The sequence below is a fragment of the Paenibacillus sp. FSL R7-269 genome (assembly GCF_000517865.1).
In the GTDB taxonomy this organism is placed as follows: domain Bacteria; phylum Bacillota; class Bacilli; order Paenibacillales; family Paenibacillaceae; genus Paenibacillus_AQ.
Genome location: NZ_ASPS01000006.1, coordinates 115,001 through 138,084 on the forward strand (window position 1 = coordinate 115,001; position 23,084 = coordinate 138,084).

Consider the following 23,084-nt stretch of genomic DNA (forward strand, 5'->3'; position numbering starts at 1 on the left):
TTGATCTGAAAAGATTCAACGGTTTTTTTTGAACCACAACCGATTGACAAACGAGTGTATTAACCACATAATACATCTTGTAGTGTATGCACCACTTAGTACACACACATGTGAAGATAAGAGGGTGTCGCTTGTGAGCAAAGTCAACGAATGGGCCGCAATCCCCTTCAATAGTCGTGATCCTGTATATCTTCAAGTCGTTCGCCTGTTTAAGGAGAAGATCGTAACCGGCGTTCTCCAGTCTGGCCAGACCATACCGTCTAGGCGAGAGCTGGCTGCCCTGCTAAAGATTAATCCAAATACTGCGCAGAGAGCTTACAAAGAAATGGAGGATCAGCGGTTGATTGTAACGGAAGGCAACTCCCCAAGCCGCATCACTATGGAGCTTAAGGTGTTGAGACAGATTCGGTCGGAGCTGCTCAGTACAGCCGTTGAGGCGTTTGTCGCTTCCATCAGCAGTATTGACGTTCCGTTAGATGAGGTCCTGGATGTGGTTCAACGAAAATATGAGAAAGCTCAAGTAAAAATAGAGCAGCCAATGGGAGAGCCCCTCGGCAGTGAGCAAGGAGGAAACAGCGATGATTGAACTTGAACATGTCAGCCAAAGATACGCTTATAAAAAGGTGCTAAAGGATGTCACGTTCACTGCTGAAATGGGACAGATCACTTGCCTGATCGGGCTTAACGGTGTAGGCAAATCTACTATACTCAAAGCGATTATGGGACTGACGCCGATTCATGGAGGGTCCATTCGGATTGAGGGTAAACCGCTTAACCGGAATACCTATGAGCGGGTCTCCTATATCCCTGATCATCTGTCTATTCCGGCTTCCATGAAGCTAGCTGACGCTCTCCGGTTCATGGAAGACTTTTATTGCAGCTGGAACAAGGATAGAGCGGACGAACTCATGCGCTTCTTTGACCTGGATTTCCAGGAGCGTATCCGCCGATTGTCGAAGGGAACAGCAGCCAAGTTCAATCTGGTGCTCGGCTTGGCTCAAGACTCTGACTATGTAATCATGGACGAGCCCTTCTCCGGAATTGATTTGATCAGCCGTGAGAGGATTGCGGAAGTGTTCTCCAGCGAAATGGTCGGCAGCCGCGGTGTTCTGCTGACCACTCACGAGGTTGGAGAGATCGAGCATCTCATCGACAAAGCGGTGCTGCTGCGTGACGGGACTGTTGCCCGCAGCTTTGAGTGCGAACAGCTCCGCATCGAGGAGAACAAATCCGTCGTAGACGTCATGAAAGAGGTGTACCTCGCATGATCAGATTTCTTAAGCTTGTCCATTTGGAAGTCCAGCGCTTCCAGTATGTGCTTTTCGGCTTAATGAGCTTGACGGCAGTCATTCAAATCATCGGACTTGTGCATGCTGCACAGATAAGAGTTAACCACTGGATAGAGGCAGCCCGTTTGGAGAATCAAACACCGCGCAACTTTTCATTTGCTGATATCATAGGGGATTCACAGTTCTTGTTCACCATCCCCATTTTGATCAGCATAACGGTATTGGGCCTGTACGTCTTTCTGATTTGGTACCGTGACTGGATCGGCCGTGATAAATTTGCCTACCGGGTGTTTACCCTGCCGACGGCAAGATGGAACATATATATAGCCAAAGCTACTGCTATCTTTCTGTTCGTTTTTGCCTTAGTTGCTTTTCAGGTGCTGCTCCTTCTGTTAGAACGCCAATTGTTCAACTGGATGGTTCCCTCTGAATATCGCATCTCGTCCTTGTTTGCCGAAGCCGTCGCTTCGAACCTGGTGTTTAATCAAATCTTACTACCACAGGATGGAATGCAATTTGTTGTCTATTATGGTGTCGGCATTCTAGCTGTCTGCGTTATCTTTACGGCAATCTTGTTAGAACGAAGCTACCGCTGGACAGGTGTTGTTTATGCTATCTTATATGTTGCCGCCTGCGGGACTGTCATCGGGTTCGCAGTACATCTTAATGCGTACAGTTCTTTCTATCCGCGAGAGATCACAGCCATTCGTTTGGTGGTATACCTTGCTGCGCTAGGCATAACTCTTGCGCTGGGCTTCAGGCTAGTCTCCAAGAAGATCACTGTGTAAGGAGGGAATGACTTATGAAACGTTATGCGATCACGTGTGCGCTTATTTTGTTGATAGTAGTTTCGCTTGGCACCTATTATGCGTTTGGAGCTGAATTGCGCCTGCCGGAATATCGGCTGCAGACCATAGAAGGAGACCCGTCCATAGCAGCCAAGTTAACGTTGTCGGGTAGTTATATCGGTGGCAAAGGCTCGTATCCCATTGAGGTGTCAATATCAGGCAGCAAGAGAATCGAGCGAACGTTCAGCGATCAATGGATGAGAGACAAAGGGCCGCTCGAACATATTTATTCCGATCTAAACGCGCTGTATGAAGATCATTCGGGGTTCATGAGAAGGAAGTCGGATGTTTATGGCTTTTACTCAGATCAAGACGTACTCATTTTTGCTAATGCTAGTTATGCTACACCGAAAGATTCGCTTCATGAGGGGAATATTCGTTGGAGTATAGATTCACTGGATTTGACAACCGGTGAGCAAACCCGTTACACGGATCAACAGCCCAGCTCTGCATTCTACGCTAATGTGATAGATGTACAGAAAATCGGATCTGAAGTGCATGTCCTCACCGAAGTCAGCAGAGAAAACCGTAACAATGAGGTCATTGATAAGGTGTTTGACATCGGGAGGGGAGAGCCCGTTCGCAGTGTCGAACTGCCATTAGGCGCACCATCCGGTACCGGGCAGGAGCTGCGAATAAGAAGTATACCCGAAGCAAAGCCGACTGTAGCTAACTCCCGGGTGTTGTTTGTGGTGACAGAGCAGAGTGAGGGCCAGTCTGGCAAAGCAGTCTCAACAAACGAAGTCACAATATTTACTGAAAAAACATTTGAGTATCGCTACGCTTCTGAAGACCTTAAGGAGTTGCCGCCCGTAACGGGGCCCCTAAGAAACGAACCGGTTACTTCGACAACCCGTGTCCTGGAGGGAGACATATTCACCACCTTGCATATCTCGGATAAGGCAGTAACCGTAGACCGCTATGACCTGTCCTCCAACCTCGCTCATTCCCAAGTGACTATTGAGGCTAGTCAAATAGCCAAAGGGAGGATCAGTCAAGCACAGGTGGCGAATGGCCAGGTTTATCTGCTGCTGCAGACTGGTGACTATTTTAAGAATAAGAACATGCCTATCGCGGCAGTTGCCGATGCTGCTGACGGCCATATTCTCTACAAGGGCACGCCAGCAATCGTTAAAGCGAACGGAAGACCAGCTGATCAACTGGATGAGGTATCGTTTTTGAACATGTATATCACAAGATGATCGTTCACTGGCTACTCAGCAGTATGAATCAACTTTATATTCGTATCCATCATTGGATTAAGACGCAGGCTTCTTTATAATTTCATTGTGCAATCAATGTCATTCCATTAAGGGGCTGCAGCAATGAGAGAACTGAAGGGCAAACAGGTCATTCTTCAAGATCATGATTTGAAACGCAGAGAAGAGGCCAACCGCCGCTATCTGATGAAACTGACGAATGACAATCTCCTTTTTAACTATAAGGTGGAAGCTGGAAGATATGACGGCAGGGATATCCCGGAAGATGCACATGGGGGCTGGGAGACGCCGGTCTGCCAGATCCGCGGACATTTCCTGGGACACTGGCTGTCTGCGGCAGCGATCCGGTATCATGAGACCGGGGATCTGGAAATCAAGGTGAAGGCCGACCTTATCCTGGACGAGCTGGCTGAATGCCAGAAGGACAACGGAGGACAATGGGCCGCGCCGATTCCCGAGAAATATCTGCACTGGGTGGCACAAGGCAAGGCAATCTGGGCACCGCAATATAATATTCATAAGTTATTTATGGGTCTTGTCGATATGCATCATTTCACCGGGAGCCAGAAGGCGCTTGACATCGCGGACCGATTCGCCGACTGGTTCGTCGATTGGAGCAGTACCTTCACCAGGGAGAAGTTCGATGACATTCTGGATATGGAGACAGGCGGTATGCTGGAGGCTTGGGCCGATCTGCTGGAGCTTACCGGGAACGATAAATACAATATTTTGCTGGAAAGGTATTACCGCAGCAGATTGTTCCGTCCGTTACTCGAAAATAAAGATCCGCTAACTAACATGCACGCCAACACAACCATACCCGAGGTACTTGGCTGCGCCAGAGCTTACGAGGTCACCGGCGAACAGCGCTGGATGGATATTGTCACGGCTTACTGGAAATGTGCTGTAACTGAACGCGGAATGCTGGCCACAGGCGGCAACACAGCGGGTGAAGTGTGGATGCCAAAGATGAAGATCAAGGCCCGTCTCGGAGATAAGAACCAGGAGCATTGTACGGTATATAATATGATCCGTCTGGCCGAATTCCTTTTCCGGCACACCTCGAATCCGGCCTACGCGCAGTATATTGAATATAATATGTACAACGGGATTATGGCACAGGCCTATTACCAGGAATATCATCTGACCGGCAATAAGCACAGCGACCCCGCAACTGGGCTGCTCACCTACTTCCTGCCGATGAAGGCCGGGCTGCGCAAGGATTGGAGTACGGAGACGGATAGTTTCTTCTGCTGTCACGGAACAATGGTCCAGGCCAATGCGGCACTGAACAGAGGCATTTATTATCAGGAGCAGAACGATATCTATGTCTGCCAGTATTTCCGTTCGGAGCTGACCACCGAGATCCACGGAGAGAGCGTGCGGATTCAGCAATCCCAGGACCATATGAGCGGAAGCATGCTGAACTCCTCGAACACGGCAGGACAGCAGGAATTGAATGAGATTACTGCACTTCATGAGAACATGCCGGATTACAGAAAATATGACTTCACCGTTCATACCGGCTCTGCCAGCGAGTTTGCCGTCCATCTGCGGATTCCAGACTGGATCATGTCAGAAGCTGTGATCTATGTGAACGGCGAGCTGCACGGGAAGTCTGCGGATCACTCCGCCTTCTATACAATACTGCGGAACTGGCAGGACAGCGACCGGATCAGCATCATTCTTCCCGTAGGCATCCGCTTCATTCCTCTGCCCGACGATGAGCAGACCGGCGCGTTCCGCTATGGCCCGGAAGTGCTGGCCGGTATTACGGAGAATGAGCGGATTCTATACACTCCGTTAGCCGATGCAGCCGGTGAGATTATCATGGAGAACGAGCGGGAGTGGGGAAGCTGGCGTTACTTCTTCAAGACCACCCGTCAGGATCCAGGTATTCAACTGAGAAGAATCCGTGATATCGGGTATGAGCCTTATCAGGTGTATTTCCCGGTGCGAAACGAATAGAGGTTAGAACGGCCACCTGCATCCTTGCAGGTGGTTATTTTATGCGCAAATATATTTTTTTAAACGATCGGTCGTTAAATTATTGACAGGTCATTAGGCTATTCCTTATAATGACATTAATTCAATCGAAGGGAGCCTGAGCGTTATCAAGAAAAAAGAGATTACATCCGGTTACATCATCCAGGCCGCATTTGAGCTTTTTGCTGAGTGTGGCATAGAGAAAACGAGTTTGGGCTTGATTTCCAAAAAAGTGGGAATCACCAAATCCTCTATTTATTATCATTTTGCGACGAAAGAAGAGCTGATCAGCCGGACCTTTGAGCATATTTTCCGGGACCATCATTTTACGGCGTACTTTGACACCGAATCCGCCAATAAAGACAATTTTGCAGAAATCCTAATCAACGGTGGTTTAAACATGCTGCCTAGCGGCGAAGAAGAATATCGTTCCACTTTAAGGGTGCTCAGTGAGTTTGCGATGCTGGCTGAGCGGGATGAACAATTTAGAGCTCCATTCCTGAGCATCCAACAAGATTTTGTAACCGGTTTTGAGCAACTTCTGGCGAAGGGCGCTGAATTGGGTCTTATTGCTTCTTTAACCATCGGGGTTAACGCAGCCATACTTGCCCTGCTTATAGATAATTTATCCAGATGTAAGATGATGAAGCTGGACCTCGAGTATCAGATGATTTGGGAAGAGGCTGTCCGAAAAATAATTCTTCGTGAAGATAACCAGTAACTTACAGGGGGCAGATACACTTGAAACATATTATTATTACAGGAACATCCAGAGGAATCGGCGAATCCCTCGCTAATCAATTAATCAACCCGGCCCATCATCTGATATGCATATCCAGAACGGCTAACGAAGGACTCCTGGCGCGTGCGAAGGAACTGGATTGTCACCTGGATTATTTCAATTATGATTTAACGGATATCCGTGGTATCGAGCAGCTTTGTGAAGAAATATTCAGCCGAATTGAGCTTCGTTCAAACGATGAAGCCGTCTATCTGATCAATAATGCCGCCATACTGACTCCTGTAAGCCCGATTGATCAGTTAGAGACAGAGCAAATCATAGAGAACCTCCACTTGAATCTGTTAGCACCGATGGTGATTACCTCCAACTTTTTACGGCTTACTAAGCATATGAATGTGGATAAAAGAATCCTGAATATTTCCTCAGCTTCTGCAAAGTACATACTACCCTCACAAAGCGCCTACAGTACTGCGAAAGCGGGTTTAGACTCTTTTACCAAATGTATAGACATAGAACAGAAGCTGGCTACCTATCCGGTAAAAGCAGCAGCAGTGTATCCCGGTATGATCGACACAAGCTTGCAATCAGAAATACGGTCCGTTCCCGCTGATCTGTTCCCCTATGTTAATGAATTCATTCAGCTATCTGAGGAAGGGAGACTGCAATCGCCGGAATATACAGCATCTAAATTAATTGAGATTCTTGTCAGTGAAGAGTTCGGAAAGAATGTTATTATTGAAACCATTGATTAATGTTGAGAGAGAGGTGATGAGCATCAGTCCCTCCAGAAAAGTAAGCAGCTTCAGCCAGCTTGACGATTTCATGCGATCCGGCGGGTATATGGAAATCCCGGAGAATCGCGGACGGACGCTTCAGGAGCTTATACTTGACTGTCAAGCCAGCTTCCGAAGTAAGCATGGTCTCAGCCTGGAATTTGAGTTCCGGCAATGCAGTTTAAAACAGCTACAGGAGAATTTATAAGGATTAATGCGTTGTATTGATAAAAGGTAAAGAAAAACCACCGTTGAAGGGCTATCCCTTATCCGGTGGTTTTTTGCAGACTGCCATGGAAATTCAATTGCCATTTTTTTGCGCATCTGCACGCTGATTAGAGTATTTCCATTCATCTACTTCACGGGGATCAATGCCACACAAATGACTGATTAGAAGCGCCAATGTAACGTTTGGGAGGACCACACCGTATTCAATATTCTGGTAGTTGCGCAAGGTGCATTTCATGGTGTCATTAATCTGATGTACGATGGATTCTTGGGTATATCCTGCGGCTTTACGTGCATCCTTTATCCTCAAAATGCAATATCTCCCTCAACTTTTCGGTATGTTTTTATGATAGGGGAGGAGACCCGTTAATTTAACGTTTTATAATACACGAAATATATTGCGTAAACTTTTTTTAAGGATATAATAATAGATGTAAACGGGTTAAATAGTAAAATATCCCTTTATATTGACCGCCGTTTGATTCAACCTTAGTATCAGCTATACGTATGCTTTTAATCCTATTATATGGAAGGAGGTATGTTGGTTTGGGATCGGTAAATTCTATCCGGGAAGAACTGCTCACATATATGAACAGAAATCAAATGATACATTCCCATTTTGCAGAGTTATCGGGTCTCAATTCAGGTACGCTCAGCCGGATCTTAAAAGGTAAACATCCAATCTCCATGGCACAGCTTGCTGCGATTACTGCTGGAATGAAGCTGCCGGAGGACTATTTTTTTGAAGACTACATCGAGGAATGCTTTTCTTTTGTAGTCTCCATGCGGCGGATACGGCCCTTTATTTTTCGCTCAGCTGAATTAGATCGTCTGGATTGCCTTGAACAGGTTGTGAACCGTCTGCTGGAGGATTTGTCTTATGCCTCTTTACTGTTTGAATTCGCTGAACTTTTGAATAGGGACAATAAACACCAAGCTGCAAGGATCCTGTATCGGGGTGTGAGCGAAGCCGAGAAGTATCAGCATTCCGAACGGTTAGCGTTATGCCAGTACCGGATATTTCGGATTGAAATAGAAGAACAGCACGATCTGGAAGAGAAATTACGCGCAGCTGCACAATTTGAGTTGTATGTAAACCGCTTAGACGCAGCCGATCAGCTCGATGCAATGAAACAGCTTATGCATATTTATGGTCTGGTACACAAGTGGAAGAGAGTGGACGAACTCGCTAAGGAAATGCACCGGATTGCATCCGTTCAAAATGAACTGGAAAACCGCCGGTCAGACACCATAGAAGAAGGGTTGAAGCGTCCGGAGCGTCCTTTCTACTATTATATCCTGTATGCATACTTAGCCAGAGCTACAGCCAGCGAAGCGTGCGGCGATTACGAGCGGGCCTTATCTTTTGTACAGCTATATGCAAATCCCGAGCGCTGGGTACAGGAGAGCGATGAACAATCCCGGCAGATCATTACACAATTTACAGAATGGGCCGTTGCGAACACCTATCTGTACCGGTTAATGTCCGGAGAATTGGATGTCATACATGAGTATGCAGACTATATAGCGCTTCAAGAGAATGAAATATTTGTGGCAGTGCGTTATATCGTTCAAGCGGCGAATGTATTTAAGCTTAATGTGGACAGCATCTTAGAGCGGTTCGCGCCATACATAACCTATGAATCCAACAAGACAGAGTTAGGCGATTACAAACAGGCCATTCTGCAAGAGAGCTATGCGCAATTCCTCATCGAGCTGGCAATCTATCTTTTCAATCACAACAAGAGTAAGGAGCAGGCATTGAACACTGTGCTGAAAGGCTTGGAAATATCCATTGCCATGAATAGCAGCCAAAATATGATTGCTTGTATGACACTTTTTGAGGAATATAGGGATTTCGCAGATCAGGAACTGCAGGAAAGATTCAAAAATCTATCAAGTGAGGTGTATCAGCTCCATGCGAAAAAAGATCTTATTCTTCTTGACGCTCTGTAGTGTTTCAATTGTTATTTCAACGACGTTAACCTTGGTGACTACGATGGGGCATGGCTGGGGGACTTAATCAGTTTCGCGAAAATATACAAGGGTGCTCCTGATATCTCGGGGGCGCCTTTTTTATATGTTCCGGGGTCCCCGCAAAGTATCTGATTGAACATCAAGCTAAAGCCTCACTTCGTGGGGTTATCTGTGCAATCAAATAGATATCCTATTATCTGTCATAAAACCCTAAGATAGCATAAAGGGAGGATTCTATGGTGAGTAGAGACATGCTCGTGCAAGTCCGGATTGAACGCGCCCGGAACCGGCTTCACATCCTGGCAGAGAAACATCATGATCTTCAGCATCCTGCGGTCCTTAAGCAATCCATGGTATTGGATGAATTGATTAATCAGTATAATATGAATGGAGAGCCGCAGAGATTAATAGAGAGCAGGAAATCACTTGAGAACTAGCATACTTTATATTGAAGATAATGAGCAAATCGGCACTTGGGTCAAAGAGGAGCTGGAGCGGCGCGGATATTCGGTACAGTGGCTGCTGTCCGGTGAAGGAGCCGAGGCTGAGGTCACGCTGGTTGATGTCGTTATTCTGGATATCATGCTACCGGGCTTAGATGGATTCACTATAGGCAAAAGGTTAAAAAAGGCGGCACCCGCCGTTCCTGTACTGCTGTTGACCGCCCGAACCTCCGTTGACGATAAGGTAGAGGGCTTACAATTCGCAGATGACTATGTCACGAAGCCCTTCCATACCGATGAATTGGTGGCTAGGCTGGAGGTATTAATCCGCCGGAGCGGCGGAGCCTCCCCGGACCGTATTACACTGGGCACTCATATTGAAGTCGATTTGAAGCTCCAGACCCTCTATGACAAGCGCACAGGAGAAGAGATTATATTGACAGGGAAGCAGCATCAGATCCTGATGTATTTCCTGCGCCATCCGAATCAGGTTCTGCCGAAGGAACAGCTCTATGAAGCCGTCTGGGAGGAAGCCTATATCCCTGGCGACAAGACCTTACTGGTACATCTCCACCGGCTTCGGCAGAAGCTGGAGCGTGACCCGGAGACCCCGGAGATTATTGAGACGCTGAAGGGAATCGGCTACCGGGTGAAGCTATGAAGCAGCCCCGCTCCTTGTTCCGGCATTTTCTGAAGCTGCACTTTCTGTTCATCCTTCTTCCGCCCCTCACGCTGATCGTCTTATCATCGTTCTTCGGAACATCCGGGCCAGAAGCAAGGTTCAATACGCTGAACCTGTTTTACATTACAATACTTATGTTCACTGGTATTATTGTGGCGTTCGTTGTTCTATCCTGGCTGTTCTTCTGGAAACTCCGCAAACGTCTGACCCGCTTACAGGAAGCTATGTCCGCTACTCCCGCTGCTGCGGATTCGCGGCCTGAGCCTGTCCTGATTCAAAAGGACCGCATGGATGAAATAGACCAGTTGGGCGGTTCCTTCAACCGGATGATCCGGCAGCTGGAAGACAGCCGCAGGCGCGAGCAGGAAGAGGCCGGGCTGCGGCAACGGCTCATTGCCAACATGTCCCATGACCTGCGGACGCCGCTGACCATTATGCGGGGACATGTCACCAGGTTGAACAAAGAGCCCATGAGTCCAGAAGGACAGAATTCCTTAGCCGAGATCAATCAGACCATTACTCGTACCGGCGAGCTGATGGATGAATTGCTCTCGTATACCCTGCTTACTTCAGGAAAATATCCCTTCGTGCCTGCACCCACAGACATGGGGCGCCTGGTAAGAGCCTCGGTTGCTGCGTGGTATCCGGTTTTTGAAGAACATGACATTCAGGTTGATGTTGATCTACCCGCAGAAGAGACCTTCCACTGGACAGCAGATCCCCAATGGATGACCCGGGTGCTGGATAATCTGTTTCAGAATATCATCCGCCATGCAGCGGACGGGAAATATGCTTTCATCGCCGTGGATGTACAGCAGGAATGGATTCTTGTCGCTGACAGAGGCTTAGGGATGGATCATTCCGCATACGGCGGCGGGGCGGGAATAGGGCTGTCGACCGTAGAATACATGCTGAATACAATGAACCTGAAGGCTGAATTCAACTCCAGCGGGCAGGGGACGAGGGTAGTCATTGGCAGAATGTAACCTGAAGTTAACCCGGAAGTAAACGGTCTGCACACCGGGATGTAACCTTGCATCTGTATACTTAGCACCATAACGAAAGGATGTGTTATGGTTGCTTACCATCAATAACTTAGTCAAACGCCGCGGCAAGGAGGTAATTCTATCCGGGATCACCTTCGAAGCCAGACCTGGAAGAGTCACGGGATTCCTAGGGCCGAACGGGGCTGGCAAAAGCTCTACACTCCGTATCCTGCTCGGACTGGATCATGCCACCTCCGGCAGTGCCTTGATTCATGGCAAGCCCTTTGCTGAATTACAGCATCCGCTGCGAACCGTAGGTGCTGCACTGGATGGATCTGGAGCCCATCCGATGCGGACAGGACGCGCACACCTGCGCTGGATCGCTTGCGCTGCCGGCCTGCCCCGCTCACGTGTCGAAGAGGTGCTGGATATCGTTGGTCTTACCAAGGCAGCAGGCACTAGAGTCAAGCGGTATTCTCTCGGGATGGGAAGAAGACTGGGGATTGCCGCAGCGCTGCTTGCAGACCCGGAGATACTGATTCTGGATGAACCTGTGAACGGACTCGACCCGGAAGGCATCCGCTGGATTCGGACATTTCTGCGGCAACGTGCAGAGGCCGGGAATACGGTGCTGCTCTCCAGTCATCTTATGGGCGAGCTGGCCGAGACGGTTGACGATGTGGTGATCATTAAGCAGGGGAGAATCGTTGCGGATGGCACACTCGAAGAGGTGACCGGCAGCCACTCCACACTGGAGCAGGCCTTCTTCGCCCTGACCTCGGGACAAGCGGGTGAACTGCGATGAGGGCCGTTCATACGGAATTATCCAAGTTATTCTCCCTTCCAGGCGTATGGCTGGCCTGCCTTATAGGAGTCTTGGGACCTGCGGCCTTTGCCGCTCTGGACTGTATCGCTCAGAAGGAGGATATCTTGGCAGGTATTAGCACCCGGCTGCCGGAAGTGGGGTTTCTTGGCTTAGGCTTCGGGGTACAAGGCGTCATTCTTCTGGGGGTGCTGGCGGTCAGCAGTGAGTATGCGGCAGAGAGCAGCGAGGCCGGACACGGGCAGCAGATCATAATAAGCTTAACGGCGGTATCCTCCCGGCTTCATGTGCTCCTTGCAAAAGCAGCAGCAGTGAGCGTAGTCACCCTCCTGCTGTGTATCATGGCTATAGCGGCTATTGTACCAGTAACGCGCCTGATTCTCGGAGAATTCGCCCCTGCCATGGAGTGGACGAGACTGGCCGGAGCCATGGGTTACTGGGTGTTCACTGCGCTGATCGCCTTCAGCTTCACGGTTCTGACGAAGAACGGCATGATCCCGCTCACAGTGCTTATGATTAATTCATCGCTGGTATCCTTCAGTGTCCTGCTCGCCAAAGTGACAAAGCTGGCCTATTACTTACCGGACAGGGCGGGCATCGATATGTTCATGTCTATGAGCGATGCCTTTCACACCCCGCTCGCAGGCGGGCTGGTGATGCTGGCCTGGGTAGCCGTTCTTCTCGCCATCGCAGCGATTGTCTTCCATAGAAGGGATGTTGGTGCATGAATATCCCGGCTGGCAGGAAGTTCACAAGAATACTTGGTGCAGAATGGGGGAAGTTAGTCACCCTGCCCGCGGTATGGCTCATTCTGGCAGGGACATTCGTTGCTCAGTGCGTGGTGACTGCGGCTTATACTTCTGTGGCTCTGCAGGAAGGAGGTGGAACGTATACGATGCTGAATGCAGGACTGGCCTCCATGCGGTATCTTCAAGCAGGCTTCATGATGCTTGGAATAACAGCCACAGCTTCAGAGTACAAAGGAGGACAGATAAGGATGACGCTCACTGCACTCCCCTGGCGCGGGCTGCAATTGTCCGTGAAGCATCTGGCATTGGCCATGATCGCGGTGCCTGCGGCGTTTCTTATGGCCGGATCTGGTGTACTGTATGCCTTAACGATGCTCAGAGACACTTCCGCAGGCATTGAGCCAGATCTAATGGCCGCGAGCTTGGCAGGGGCCACGGGCTATTTAACCTTAACCGCTCTGCTGGGTGCAGCGGCAGGCGCTATTTTGCGAAGAACTGCTCCCGCCCTGGTGATCCTGCTTGGTTATTATTTCATTATTAGTCCATTGGCCGGAGCGTATCTGCCTGACTATCTTCCAGATGTAGCTGGTTATCACATGTATGCGCCGCCTTCCACCGATCCCCACAATGTCCTTACACGAATGCAAGGGACAGGAATATCCATATTATGGACACTGCTCTTCATAACAGCAGCGGTTGTGTTACACCGTAAGCGGGATGCTTAGGTTTAGAACTCATCTTTGGATGATGTCTACAATTTGCTTCAAGGCTTTCTTGGCTTCAGGAATAGGGAACACCGGGAACACATGATTCATCTTCGGATACTCGTAATAATGGATGTTAACGGAATTCAGGGAGGCCAGCTCTCTGAATTTCCGGGCATCCGGCAGGAAGAATTCATGGGTACCGATGAATAGCGTAATGGTTGCCAGATTCGTAAGTTTTCCATAGATGGGACTAACCAGATAGTGTGTCCCCGGAAGATCCCCTGCGTAGCTTTTCCCCGCTTCAACTAACGTTTCCCAGTCCAGCATGGGTTCTGCGTCCAGCATATCTGCGATTTCGGGATTGCTTAGAGTAATGTCAAGCCATGGAGACAACAGAATGATGTTGCCCGGCTGCGGCAAGCCTTGTTCAGACAGATATTGAGCGAAGGCCAGGGACAGCCCGCCGCCGGCGGAATCGCCCATAATCACGATATGCTCAGGCTTCCCGTTCTCCAGCAGATGCTTATAGACACTCAGAACACTCTGGACTGCATCCATCACCTGATAGTTCGGAGCCTTCGGATATACCGGTACATACACTGTGCAATTTAACTGCCGGGTTACCTTGTGCAAAAAATGCCAGTGCCATACCAACGGCTGTTCAACATATCCTCCGCCATGGATAAAGAGAATCTGCTTGGCGTCCGCCTGGGAAGCGGATTTCAGGATATAGGTGTCTACCGGAAAACGGTTGTCCTGGCTGATCTTATATTTGGACTGGAGCTTCACGGGCAATTCATAGGGTTGACTGTTTATCACTCGGCGCTGCTCCATGTACTCCCCGGCATTAATTTTCTTTTTATTCAGGAACAGCAGCCGTTCTACCAAGAAGCTTCGTATGCTTCGCATGTTATCGACCTCCTTCCTTTAGGATACAAGATGATTATGATAAAATATATTTAAATATATTTTAGTTATCTAAACAATAAATTAAGGATAGGACCGATCACATGAACATTTCACAGCTGCAATATTTGATGTCGGCGGCAAGTCTGGGCTCATTTACCAAAGCGGCCAGCGTGCATCATCTGACAGTGCCGACCATCAGCCAGTCCATTAAGCAACTCGAGGATGAGATGGATACCGTTATTTTTCACCGCACCAAAAAGGGAGTTGCCCCCACCAAAGAAGGTGTGCTCATCCTGCAGCATGCGGCAGCTATCCTTAAAAATATTGAATCGATGCACACCGAATTATCCGGTCTAAAAGAAGAACATGTAGAGAGAATCACCATATCGACCATTCCCGGCCTGGTTCACCAGGTGGTTCAGGCCACGCTGGAGCTGATGATCAAGTCTCCGTTCCTGAAGGTGCAGATGATCGAAGGGGATACTGAAAGCGTCATGAAGCATGTGCAGGAGGGGGAGGCGAATATGGGGATACTCTCATACAGCCGCGCCCAGCAGAATGCTGTTTTTGAATGGCTGCCCCTTGTAGAAGGTACTGCTGTGTTAATCGTGAATGCCGGTTCTCCCTTGCGCTACTATTCAACTATCACCCCGGAGGATTTGAAGAATGAAGTGTTTGTACTCTACAAGGATGAGCATATCGGGAAGATCGCCCGCCATCTGATGTCTGCACATGCGTCGAACCGCATTGCGCTGGTAACCAACAATACAGATGCTTTATGCCAAATGGTCGTTAAAGCGAACGCGATTACCATCGCCCCGGACTTTATAGTGAATGCTTTATCTTCAGTCTACCATGAACACTTGGTTACTATTCCGTTACAGCAGCTTACGCTGGATCAGGCCATTCTGGGAAGAATCACCCGGGCCGGGGAACCGGTTCCAGCGAGAGTTGAAGAATTCACAGCTAAGCTAATAGGTTTTGTGGACCCTGGTTTGCCTGCTCCTTGACATCCTGCATTCCAAAAAAAACTCTGACTGCATACATGCAGATCAGAGTTTTTCTTTGTTCTCCATTCATATCCTTAGAAGGTTTGGGCAAGATCTTGTGCACGGCGGATGGCAGCTTCTTTAATCTCTTGCGCCTCAGCCGGAACTTGATTATGACCTTCAACGAACAGGCCTTCAAAGGAAGGGACGCCGAAGAAATTCATTATGACCTCAAGATGACGATGGCCCATTTCAAGCTCTGCTGTTGGTGATTCAGAGTAGAACCCGCCGCGTGCCTGAATGTGCAATGCTTTTTTGTCTGTCAACAGCCCTACAGGCCCTTGTTCCGTATATTGGAACGATTTCCCGGCCACCGAGACTGCATCAATATAAGCTTTCATGACAGGCGGGTAGGAGAAGTTCCAGAAAGGCGTTACAAATACATATTTATCTGCCTGAATAAATTGATCAGACAATTCAGCTAGACGCGTTACTTTGGCCTGTTCCTCTGTAGACAATTGGCTGAATTCTGTACCTGAACGGAGTTTTCCCCATCCGCTGAATATATCTGCATCAATATGAGGGATATGCTCTTTATACAAATCAACAGCCACGACTTCGTCCTGCGGATGTGCTTGCTTGTAGGATTCAATGAACGAGTTGCCGACAGCCATGCTGTAGGACTGTGTTTCATCATGCGGGTGAGCGGTGATATATAATACTTTAGCCATAATTAGTACCATCCTTTGTAATGTAGTTTTTGTCTTGTAACCATGTTTGTTACATGTCATTATATTAGTTACATGTCGTACATTTGTCAATACGAAATTATATTTTCACCTTAAAGCAGCACATTCATTCGAAGGAACACATTCCGCTTATGCGCAGCTGACTGGTAATGTTCACATAGTATAATTTACCCGATATGCTAATATGGGAGGGAGTGACATTACATAGCTAAGGGGAAATTCAGATGAGAAAAGTTTGGTTAGCCACGCTCGTTATTCTGCTAACTGTGCTAGGGAGTGTGCCTGGCAGTGGTGTAGCTGTGGCGGCAGAGAAGCAGGTGCTGCGCATTGGTATGGATGAACTGCCGGTTCTGCTGGACCCGGCCAGCATTGAGGGCTTAGACCGGGACAAGACAACCGTTATCAAGGCATTATACGAAGGTCTGGTACGGCTGGACAAGAATGGCAAGCCGATTCCCGGTTTAGCCCAATCCTGGACGATAGGTGCAGACGGCAAGACTTACACCTTCAAGCTGCGTTCGAATGCCAAATGGAGCAACGGCAAGAAGTTGACGGCCGCCGATTTCGCGTTTGCCTGGAAGAAGGCGCTTACACCGGGACTGAAGGCAGGGAATATATTCAGAATGTACTATGTGGCCGGGGCAGAGAGCTATCATACCGGCAAGCTGAAGGATTTTGCCAAGGTTGGGGTGAAGGCCATCAATGACGATACCCTCCAGGTTACACTCAAGGGAAAATACGCTTATTTCCCTACACTTCTGGCGGAGCCCGAATATTATCCGGTGTCGCAGGAGGCAAAGGAAGCGGCAAGCATCTCCAATGGACCTTTTCAGTTGCATGCACAGAGCAACATGGAGATCAAGCTGATTAAAAATCCTCATTATTACGATGCTGCGTCCATCCGTCTGAGCGAGGTTGATCTGCTGTCTCCGCTGGGCCTGAATTCGGAGAATGCGACAGCAGCCTTTGTCAACGGACAGGTAGATTGGGCGGGCGGCGGCAATACCATGATGGATTATAAATACAAGGATACAGTAGCAGAGAATTACTACTTGCAAGCACCTTATGCCTCCACCTACTATTATCAGTTCAATCTGGGGCAGAAGCCCTTTAGCAACATCAATATCCGCAAGGCGCTATCCCTGGCCGTGGACCGGAAAGCTCTGCGAATGGCCATACCCGCTTACGGATTCGTACCCTCGCCTATCTTTGGCTCCAGAGCACAGTACCGTACAGAGGTTAGCGATGCAGCTTACTATAGGGAGAATCTGAGTAAAGCCAAGGAGCTGCTGGCCAAAGGACTGGGGCAAGAGGGACTGAGTAAGATGCCGCCATTCACGGTCCTTGTCAATGAGGGGGACGACCATGCTGCATTGGTGAAAAGGCTCGTCAAGCAATGGAATGATAAGCTCGGCGTAACCACCACCATTAAGGTGCAGAGCTGGCAGGCTGTCCTGGCCAGCCGGCAAAGCGGCAGCTTCCAGGTAGCCCGTGCAGGCTGGTCCGCAGATTACAACGATCCGGCGGCGTTCCTGAATTACTTCCGGACGGATAGCGCCGACAACGACTCCGGCTGGTCGAATAAGCGGTATGATGAATTCATTAAGCAGGCTGAGCAGACCTTCGACTCCGCGAAGCGGGTTCAGCTGTATGCCAAGGCAGAGAAGCTGCTGATGAGTGAAGCGGTCATGCTTCCGTCGCATAACTATGTGGCCGATATTCTGCGCAATCCCCTGATTGCCGGTGTGTACATCGATTATGACGGTTCCATCGCCTTCAGCCGGGGGTATTGGAAGTAATTCTGCAATCATTCATAATCATTCATATTGTTAGTCAGAAGCCAGCGATTCCTAGCGGACGCTGGCCTATTTGGTTGTTTAGGAAATCCTGCAAAAAGTGCAACAATCCTGCCACGTAGAAGCGGTCTATGCTGAAATCCTGCACAAAATGCAACAAATCCAGCACTAACGTGCTCTAAATACTGAAATTTGTGCAAATAATGCAACAATGTAGCGTAACCCGTAACCTTTTCGGTAGGAATCCTGCCAAAAGTGCAACAATGCTGCTCCTTACAAGCGGCCGGTGAGAGAAGGCACCCGCACCCTTCATCCGCAGGGTAATTTTGTTCCGTTTTGATAATCCTATAATCTGACAGGTATTCACCTATTATTAGACGGGTTAATTTCATTTTCCCGATCCGTTATGATTACATAAGCTCTGCTCTTTGAAGGAGGTTTTGCAGGCTTATGAATCCGACCCGGGTATTGATTAAGGAGATATTGTCTAATAGTAAGGGAATTCTTGTTATGATCCTACTCTTCAATATTTTAGCCGCATTTGTCTCGACTCTTCAGCCACGCCTGTTCAAAGACCTGTTCGACGACATCCTGCCAGACAAGCAGATCGGTACGGCTGCATTCTATATGCTTTTGCTAATTCTAATTCCCGTTATTTACGCCGCCTTGAACAGCGTCACCTCGTATTACAATAATGAGCTTGGCAACCATTTATCCAAGAATCTGCGCCTGCGGCTGTTCTCTGACGTACTCCAGACCCGGCCAAGAAACGTGGACAGCATTGGCAAGGGGGAAATCATTAACCGGATCACCTTGCAGGTGGGGATGCTGTGTGAAATTTTCGTGGTAGACACCCTGATGTCTATGGTCTCGAATGCTATTCTACTGATCGCTACCCTGTGGATCATGTTCTCAATGAGTGCCGAGCTTACACTCGCGGCCATATTCTCATTTCCTCTATGTATGTACGGCTTCAAGCGCTTCAGGAGCAAGACGGAGCGCCTGGATAAGCAGTATCATGGTATTTTGGATAAGGGCATCAATTATTTGAATGATTTGTTCACGAATCTGAAGGCGGTCCACAGATGTAACGGACATCAGGTTGAGCAAAAGCGCTGGAGGGAGTGGAATGACGAGGCGTGGAAGATATCCCGGCAGTCCAGGCTATTTCATCATGTGGTGTTAAACCTGGTCGCGGATACGGTCATTTCCATCATTACAGGCATCATTTACGGCTATAGTCTGTTCCTGATACTGAAAGGGCACATCTCACCAGGCACATTGCTGGCCTTCATTGTAATTCTTCCAAGGCTGTATAGCATATTCAAATCGCTGTTTACGCTGAACATCGATAGGAGCCGCATGACGGTCATTATTAATAACCTGAATGATATCCTTGAACTGGAGAAAATTTCATCGGGAGCTACAGCTCCCGACTATCACCGTGTCCCCCTCCTGCAGATGAGGAATGTCTCGTACCGGTATGCTCCGGCAGATTCTTTTGGGATCACCGGCTTTACTTTGGACATTCAGCCCGGAGCCTTCGTGGGGATTGTTGGATTAAGCGGCTCAGGGAAATCTACGATATTCGAGCTGATCCACAGGTTTATTGAGCCGGATGAAGGGGAGATCTGCCTGGACGGGGTCTCGATCCGAGAACTGGACATACATGAACTAAGACGATATGTTGGCTATTCCCCGCAGAAGGGAGTGTTATGGAATAAGTCCATTCTGGACAACATCATTTATCCTCTGCAAAAGGAAGACATGAACGAAGAGACATGGCGCAAATTCAATGCTGCTGTTAACCTTGCCCATGTGAATTCATTCGTACAAGCCATGCCAGAAGGGTATGACAAGCAGGTAGAGAACCATGGAGACAATCTCTCCGGCGGCGAGGTCCAGCGGATTCTATTAGCACGGGCATTCATGAGTGAACCCCGGATTCTCATGCTGGATGAATACACCTCTGCCCTGGACGCCTTAACGGAGAGTGACCTGAACGATACCTTGCTGAGCCTAAAGGGGAAGCAGACGATCCTGGTGATCGCACACCGGCTGTCCACTGTCAAGAATGCAGATGTGATCCTGGTCGTCGATAAGGGCCGTATTGCAGAGCAGGGCAGTCCGGTTGAATTACTGGCACAACAGGGAATGTATTACAAGATGGTGGAGAAGCAGAAAATTTAGTGTTGTCTTTTTCATCCCGACATGTTAAAGTGGCAATGTAAACGGTTAATTGATTTTTTATTTCCGGAAAAACAAAAAATTAATTTCATATCATCCAATTACAGCGTGTTACTGTTCGGCAGGCAAGGCTTGAATTGGGTGGGAATGCTTGATATTCCTACCCGATTTGGGCCTTTTTTTATGCTCCTATTTCCTAATGTGAGGTGTTCAGCATGGACTACAAACAAACCGCGAAGACTATTTTCGACAAAGTGGGCGGGAATGATAATATCAATGAAGTCATTCACTGTTCTACCCGTCTGCGTATGAATCTTAAGCATCCGAAAGAAGCCAAAACCGATGAAATCAAATCTATAGACGGCATCATGGGAGCCGTATACAGCGGCGGCCAATACCAGGTGATTGTTGGTAACGATGTCGGTTATGTGTACAATGAATTGATTAAACTACTAGATACGAAGAAGAAGCCAGCCCAGGAGGAACCGAAGAAAAGAGACCTGAGCTTCAAAGGACTGTTCGACAGCTTCGCGGGAATCATCACCGGGATTTTCCAGCCGATCATTCCGGCGATTGCCGCCTCAGGGATGCTGAAGGCATTGCTGCTGCTCAGCACCTCGCTGAACCTGCTGACCAAGGAGAGCCAGCTCTACCTGCTGCTCAGCTTCATTGCAGACGCCGCATTCTACTTCTTGCCGGTGCTGCTGGCCTTCTCCAGCTCCCAGAAGTTCAAAACCAACCCGTACATCTCGGTTACTCTGGCCGGAGTGCTCTTGCATCCTAAATTAATCGCCTTGCTGGCAGGTGAAGTGCCTGTCCAGTTCGCCGGACTGCCGGTGCCGAATGTCTCGTATGCTTCAAGCGTCATTCCGATTATCCTGACAGTCTGGCTGATGTCTTATGTGGAACGGTTTGCCGAGAAGGTATCGCCGGGACCCGTCAAGATCTTCCTGAAGCCCATGATTATCATTCTGGTGATGGCTCCACTTGCATTAGTGGTATTAGGACCACTTGGAAATTACTTGGGTCAAGGCTTGTCCGACGGGCTGTTCTGGATTCAAGGGAAGTTCGGCTGGCTGACGGTTGTGATATTATCGGTCATTCTCCCGTTCATTGTCATGTTCGGAATGCACAAAGTCTTCTACCCGGTCATTTTTGCCGCTATGGTGTCGCCAGGTTATGAAACACTGATTCACAGTGCCATGCTCTCCTCCAATATTGCACAAGGCGCAGGTGCTTTGGCGGTATGGTTCCTGGCTAAGGATAAGAAGCTGAAGCAGATCGCTTTACCAGCAGGGATCTCCGGATTGTTCGGGATCTCAGAGCCGGCATTATACGGAATACATCTTAAGCTGAAAAGAACCATGGTCGCCTGTATGATCGGGGCCGGTTCGGCCGGACTGTTCGCCGGGATCGTCAATCTGAAGGCTTACGCTGCTGTGGGTCCGGGTATCGCTTCACTGCCGATGTTTATCGGAGAAAAGAACAACTTCATGTACGCCCTGATTACGCTGGGGATCTCCCTGGTCGTTACACCAATTGCGGTGTACTTCATCGGGTTCAAAGAGGACACAGACGGACAGCAGCCAGCAGCTGCCGTAACGAAATCCGCCGATGTACCAACAGCTCCGCAGGAACCCGGAAGACCACAATCCCGGATGGTTATCTTCGCACCGATTGAGGGAGAAGCCATTCCTTTGAGAGAGGTTAAGGATGAAGCCTTCGCACAGGAGGCGATGGGCAAAGGGATGGCTATTAAGCCAAGCAAGGGCGAGGTTGTAGCCCCGTTCGACGGAACCGTAGAGACTGTATTCAGAACGAAGCATTCCATTGGTCTGAAATCGGTGGAGGGAGTAGAAATCCTCATTCATGTGGGGCTGGATACCGTCAAGCTTAAGGGGAAGCACTTCAATGTTGTGGTGCAGGAAGGTGATACGATCAAGCATGGACAACTACTTATTGAATTCGATATGCAGGCGATTGAGGAAGCCGGATTCGATATGACTACGCCAGTGATCGTCACCAATACTCCGGATTACCTGGAGATTCTCGGACATGAATACAGCGCGAAGATCGGACCGGAGATGCCGTTAATTACCGTTTTATAAGACATTATCGGGTCTAAGATGCCCTGGAGAACGTGAGGTATAGGTCGATGAGAGTAGTGAAAATTCTCAATGTAAACATAGTTCTGGCCGACCGCGAGGATGGCAAGGAAGTCATCGTGATGGGGAAGGGAATCGGCTTCAAAAGCAAGCCGGGGGATACCGTTAATGAGCACGAGATCGAGAAGGTCTACATCGTCGAGAACAAGGACATGGCTTCCGATATGACCGCCTTAATGCGCGAGACCCCCAAGGAATACCTGATTCTGGCCGATGAGATCATATCGTATGCAAAAGGCGTTCTATCCAGGCATCTTAGCGAGAACCTCTATGTATCTCTGACCGATCACTTATATATGGCAACCAAACGCTTCAAGTCCAATATAACGATCCAGAACCGGATGCGGTGGGAGGTTCAGAAGTTCTACCCGCGTGAATATCAGATCGGGCTGCAGGCGCTGGAGATGATCAGGGACAAGATCGGAATCTCTCTGCCGGAAGAGGAAGCAGCGAACATCGCCTTTCATCTGGTGAATGCCCAGCAGACCGAGGACAACATGAGCCAGGTGCTGATGATGACCAAGACGGTTAACGATATTTTGAATATTATCAAAATCCATTACGGTGTTGATTTTGACACGATGAGCATTAACTATTCACGTTTTTTGACTCATCTGCAGTTTTTTGTGCAGCGCCTGATCGAGAACAAGATGCTTGAATCGCAAGACAGCGAGCTGCTTGACCAGATATCTAATAAATACCCGGAAGAAGGAAAGTGTGTATCATCCATTAATACCTACATTGGAGCCAGGTTTCACCGGTTCATGTCGAGTGAGGAGATGCTCTATCTGATTATCCATATCAGCCGGGTGATGAATAGAAAAGAATAGTGGAGG

22 protein-coding genes are annotated in these 23,084 nt (G+C 48.7%); 19 read left to right on the plus strand and 3 right to left on the minus strand.

Annotation, left to right across the window (positions count from 1 at the left end):
- Positions 1-133 precede the first annotated feature (133 nt).
- The 7 genes from C162_RS02325 (at position 134) to C162_RS02355 (ending at position 6,837) form a co-directional block, all read left to right on the plus strand.
- Positions 134-586 (plus strand): GntR family transcriptional regulator, encoded by a 453-nt coding sequence (locus tag C162_RS02325; RefSeq protein ID WP_063828970.1) that lies wholly within the window; start codon positions 134-136, stop codon positions 584-586.
- Positions 579-1,268 carry an ATP-binding cassette domain-containing protein gene (locus C162_RS02330; RefSeq protein ID WP_036690830.1) on the plus strand — a complete coding sequence of 230 codons (690 nt, stop codon included), beginning with the start codon at positions 579-581 and terminating at the stop codon, positions 1,266-1,268. The genes C162_RS02325 and C162_RS02330 overlap by 8 nt, the downstream gene beginning before the upstream one ends.
- The gene (locus C162_RS02335; RefSeq protein WP_036690832.1) at positions 1,265-2,077 is read left to right on the plus strand and encodes a hypothetical protein; all 813 of its coding nucleotides are present in this window, start codon (positions 1,265-1,267) and stop codon (positions 2,075-2,077) included. The genes C162_RS02330 and C162_RS02335 overlap by 4 nt, the downstream gene beginning before the upstream one ends.
- Before the next feature lie 14 nt (positions 2,078-2,091).
- Positions 2,092-3,339, plus strand: coding sequence for a hypothetical protein (locus C162_RS02340; RefSeq protein ID WP_036690835.1), 1,248 nt, complete (start codon positions 2,092-2,094; stop codon positions 3,337-3,339).
- A 123-nt stretch (positions 3,340-3,462) separates the two neighbouring features.
- Positions 3,463-5,325, plus strand: a complete 1,863-nt coding sequence (locus C162_RS02345; protein WP_036690837.1) for a beta-L-arabinofuranosidase domain-containing protein — start codon at positions 3,463-3,465, stop codon at positions 5,323-5,325.
- Positions 5,326-5,503: 178 nt separating this feature from the next.
- Positions 5,504-6,064 (plus strand): TetR/AcrR family transcriptional regulator, encoded by a 561-nt coding sequence (locus C162_RS02350; RefSeq protein WP_268748790.1) that lies wholly within the window; start codon positions 5,504-5,506, stop codon positions 6,062-6,064.
- A 20-nt stretch (positions 6,065-6,084) separates the two neighbouring features.
- On the plus strand, positions 6,085-6,837 hold the full coding sequence (locus C162_RS02355; RefSeq protein WP_036690842.1) for a (S)-benzoin forming benzil reductase: 753 nt from the start codon (positions 6,085-6,087) through the stop codon (positions 6,835-6,837).
- A gap of 322 nt (positions 6,838-7,159) precedes the next feature.
- Here C162_RS02355 and C162_RS02365 read toward each other — a convergent pair whose 3' ends face one another.
- The gene (locus tag C162_RS02365; protein ID WP_036690848.1) at positions 7,160-7,396 is read right to left on the minus strand and encodes a helix-turn-helix transcriptional regulator; all 237 of its coding nucleotides are present in this window, start codon (positions 7,394-7,396) and stop codon (positions 7,160-7,162) included.
- A 236-nt stretch (positions 7,397-7,632) separates the two neighbouring features.
- On the opposite strand from C162_RS02365, the gene C162_RS02370 reads away from it, so the two are divergent.
- The 7 genes from C162_RS02370 to C162_RS02400 all read left to right on the plus strand — a co-directional run bounded on the left by C162_RS02370 (position 7,633) and on the right by C162_RS02400 (position 13,471).
- Positions 7,633-9,042, plus strand: a complete 1,410-nt coding sequence (locus C162_RS02370) for a hypothetical protein (RefSeq protein WP_051493155.1) — start codon at positions 7,633-7,635, stop codon at positions 9,040-9,042.
- 257 nt (positions 9,043-9,299) lie between these two features.
- On the plus strand, positions 9,300-9,500 hold the full coding sequence (locus tag C162_RS02375) for an aspartyl-phosphate phosphatase Spo0E family protein (protein ID WP_051493156.1): 201 nt from the start codon (positions 9,300-9,302) through the stop codon (positions 9,498-9,500).
- Positions 9,490-10,167: a response regulator transcription factor gene (locus C162_RS02380; protein ID WP_036690851.1), complete on the plus strand. Its 678-nt coding sequence runs from the start codon at positions 9,490-9,492 to the stop codon at positions 10,165-10,167. Before C162_RS02375 ends, C162_RS02380 begins: the two co-directional genes overlap by 11 nt.
- The gene (locus C162_RS02385) at positions 10,164-11,174 is read left to right on the plus strand and encodes a sensor histidine kinase (protein ID WP_036690853.1); all 1,011 of its coding nucleotides are present in this window, start codon (positions 10,164-10,166) and stop codon (positions 11,172-11,174) included. The genes C162_RS02380 and C162_RS02385 overlap by 4 nt, the downstream gene beginning before the upstream one ends.
- A gap of 91 nt (positions 11,175-11,265) precedes the next feature.
- Entirely contained in the window at positions 11,266-11,979 is a 714-nt protein-coding gene (locus C162_RS02390; RefSeq protein WP_036690856.1) for an ABC transporter ATP-binding protein, read from the plus strand.
- Positions 11,980-12,104: 125 nt separating this feature from the next.
- A complete protein-coding gene (locus C162_RS02395) occupies positions 12,105-12,725 on the plus strand; it encodes an ABC transporter permease (RefSeq protein ID WP_235218330.1) in 621 nt (206 codons plus the stop codon).
- Positions 12,722-13,471: an ABC transporter permease gene (locus tag C162_RS02400; RefSeq protein ID WP_036690861.1), complete on the plus strand. Its 750-nt coding sequence runs from the start codon at positions 12,722-12,724 to the stop codon at positions 13,469-13,471. Before C162_RS02395 ends, C162_RS02400 begins: the two co-directional genes overlap by 4 nt.
- A gap of 9 nt (positions 13,472-13,480) precedes the next feature.
- Here C162_RS02400 and C162_RS02405 read toward each other — a convergent pair whose 3' ends face one another.
- A complete protein-coding gene (locus tag C162_RS02405; RefSeq protein WP_036690862.1) occupies positions 13,481-14,362 on the minus strand; it encodes an alpha/beta hydrolase in 882 nt (293 codons plus the stop codon).
- A 101-nt stretch (positions 14,363-14,463) separates the two neighbouring features.
- Between C162_RS02405 and C162_RS02410 the strand changes: the two genes are divergently transcribed.
- The gene (locus C162_RS02410) at positions 14,464-15,372 is read left to right on the plus strand and encodes a LysR family transcriptional regulator (RefSeq protein ID WP_036690867.1); all 909 of its coding nucleotides are present in this window, start codon (positions 14,464-14,466) and stop codon (positions 15,370-15,372) included.
- A gap of 74 nt (positions 15,373-15,446) precedes the next feature.
- Here C162_RS02410 and C162_RS02415 read toward each other — a convergent pair whose 3' ends face one another.
- On the minus strand, positions 15,447-16,082 hold the full coding sequence (locus C162_RS02415) for an FMN-dependent NADH-azoreductase (RefSeq protein ID WP_036690869.1): 636 nt from the start codon (positions 16,080-16,082) through the stop codon (positions 15,447-15,449).
- A gap of 242 nt (positions 16,083-16,324) precedes the next feature.
- On the opposite strand from C162_RS02415, the gene C162_RS02420 reads away from it, so the two are divergent.
- The 4 genes from C162_RS02420 to licT all read left to right on the plus strand — a co-directional run bounded on the left by C162_RS02420 (position 16,325) and on the right by licT (position 23,078).
- Entirely contained in the window at positions 16,325-17,899 is a 1,575-nt protein-coding gene (locus C162_RS02420; protein ID WP_036690872.1) for a peptide ABC transporter substrate-binding protein, read from the plus strand.
- Positions 17,900-18,346: 447 nt separating this feature from the next.
- Positions 18,347-20,086, plus strand: coding sequence for an ABC transporter ATP-binding protein (locus tag C162_RS34000; RefSeq protein WP_051493157.1), 1,740 nt, complete (start codon positions 18,347-18,349; stop codon positions 20,084-20,086).
- Positions 20,087-20,298: 212 nt separating this feature from the next.
- Positions 20,299-22,191, plus strand: coding sequence for a beta-glucoside-specific PTS transporter subunit IIABC (locus C162_RS02430; RefSeq protein WP_036690874.1), 1,893 nt, complete (start codon positions 20,299-20,301; stop codon positions 22,189-22,191).
- 47 nt (positions 22,192-22,238) lie between these two features.
- A complete protein-coding gene (gene licT / locus C162_RS02435) occupies positions 22,239-23,078 on the plus strand; it encodes a BglG family transcription antiterminator LicT (RefSeq protein ID WP_036690877.1) in 840 nt (279 codons plus the stop codon).
- Positions 23,079-23,084: the final 6 nt, after the last annotated feature.

Coding starts and splice junctions, on each gene's coding strand:
- C162_RS02430 (WP_036690874.1), top strand. CDS start 20,299: ATGGACTACAAACAAACCGCGAAGACTATTTTCGACAAAGTGGGCGGG.
- C162_RS02385 (WP_036690853.1), top strand. CDS start 10,164: ATGAAGCAGCCCCGCTCCTTGTTCCGGCATTTTCTGAAGCTGCACTTT.
- C162_RS02330 (WP_036690830.1), top strand. CDS start 579: ATGATTGAACTTGAACATGTCAGCCAAAGATACGCTTATAAAAAGGTG.
- C162_RS34000 (WP_051493157.1), top strand. CDS start 18,347: ATGAATCCGACCCGGGTATTGATTAAGGAGATATTGTCTAATAGTAAG.
- licT (WP_036690877.1), top strand. CDS start 22,239: ATGAGAGTAGTGAAAATTCTCAATGTAAACATAGTTCTGGCCGACCGC.
- C162_RS02410 (WP_036690867.1), top strand. CDS start 14,464: ATGAACATTTCACAGCTGCAATATTTGATGTCGGCGGCAAGTCTGGGC.
- C162_RS02375 (WP_051493156.1), top strand. CDS start 9,300: ATGGTGAGTAGAGACATGCTCGTGCAAGTCCGGATTGAACGCGCCCGG.
- C162_RS02340 (WP_036690835.1), top strand. CDS start 2,092: ATGAAACGTTATGCGATCACGTGTGCGCTTATTTTGTTGATAGTAGTT.
- C162_RS02400 (WP_036690861.1), top strand. CDS start 12,722: ATGAATATCCCGGCTGGCAGGAAGTTCACAAGAATACTTGGTGCAGAA.
- C162_RS02420 (WP_036690872.1), top strand. CDS start 16,325: ATGAGAAAAGTTTGGTTAGCCACGCTCGTTATTCTGCTAACTGTGCTA.
- C162_RS02335 (WP_036690832.1), top strand. CDS start 1,265: ATGATCAGATTTCTTAAGCTTGTCCATTTGGAAGTCCAGCGCTTCCAG.
- C162_RS02415 (WP_036690869.1), bottom strand. CDS start 16,082: ATGGCTAAAGTATTATATATCACCGCTCACCCGCATGATGAAACACAG.
- C162_RS02405 (WP_036690862.1), bottom strand. CDS start 14,362: ATGCGAAGCATACGAAGCTTCTTGGTAGAACGGCTGCTGTTCCTGAAT.
- C162_RS02345 (WP_036690837.1), top strand. CDS start 3,463: ATGAGAGAACTGAAGGGCAAACAGGTCATTCTTCAAGATCATGATTTG.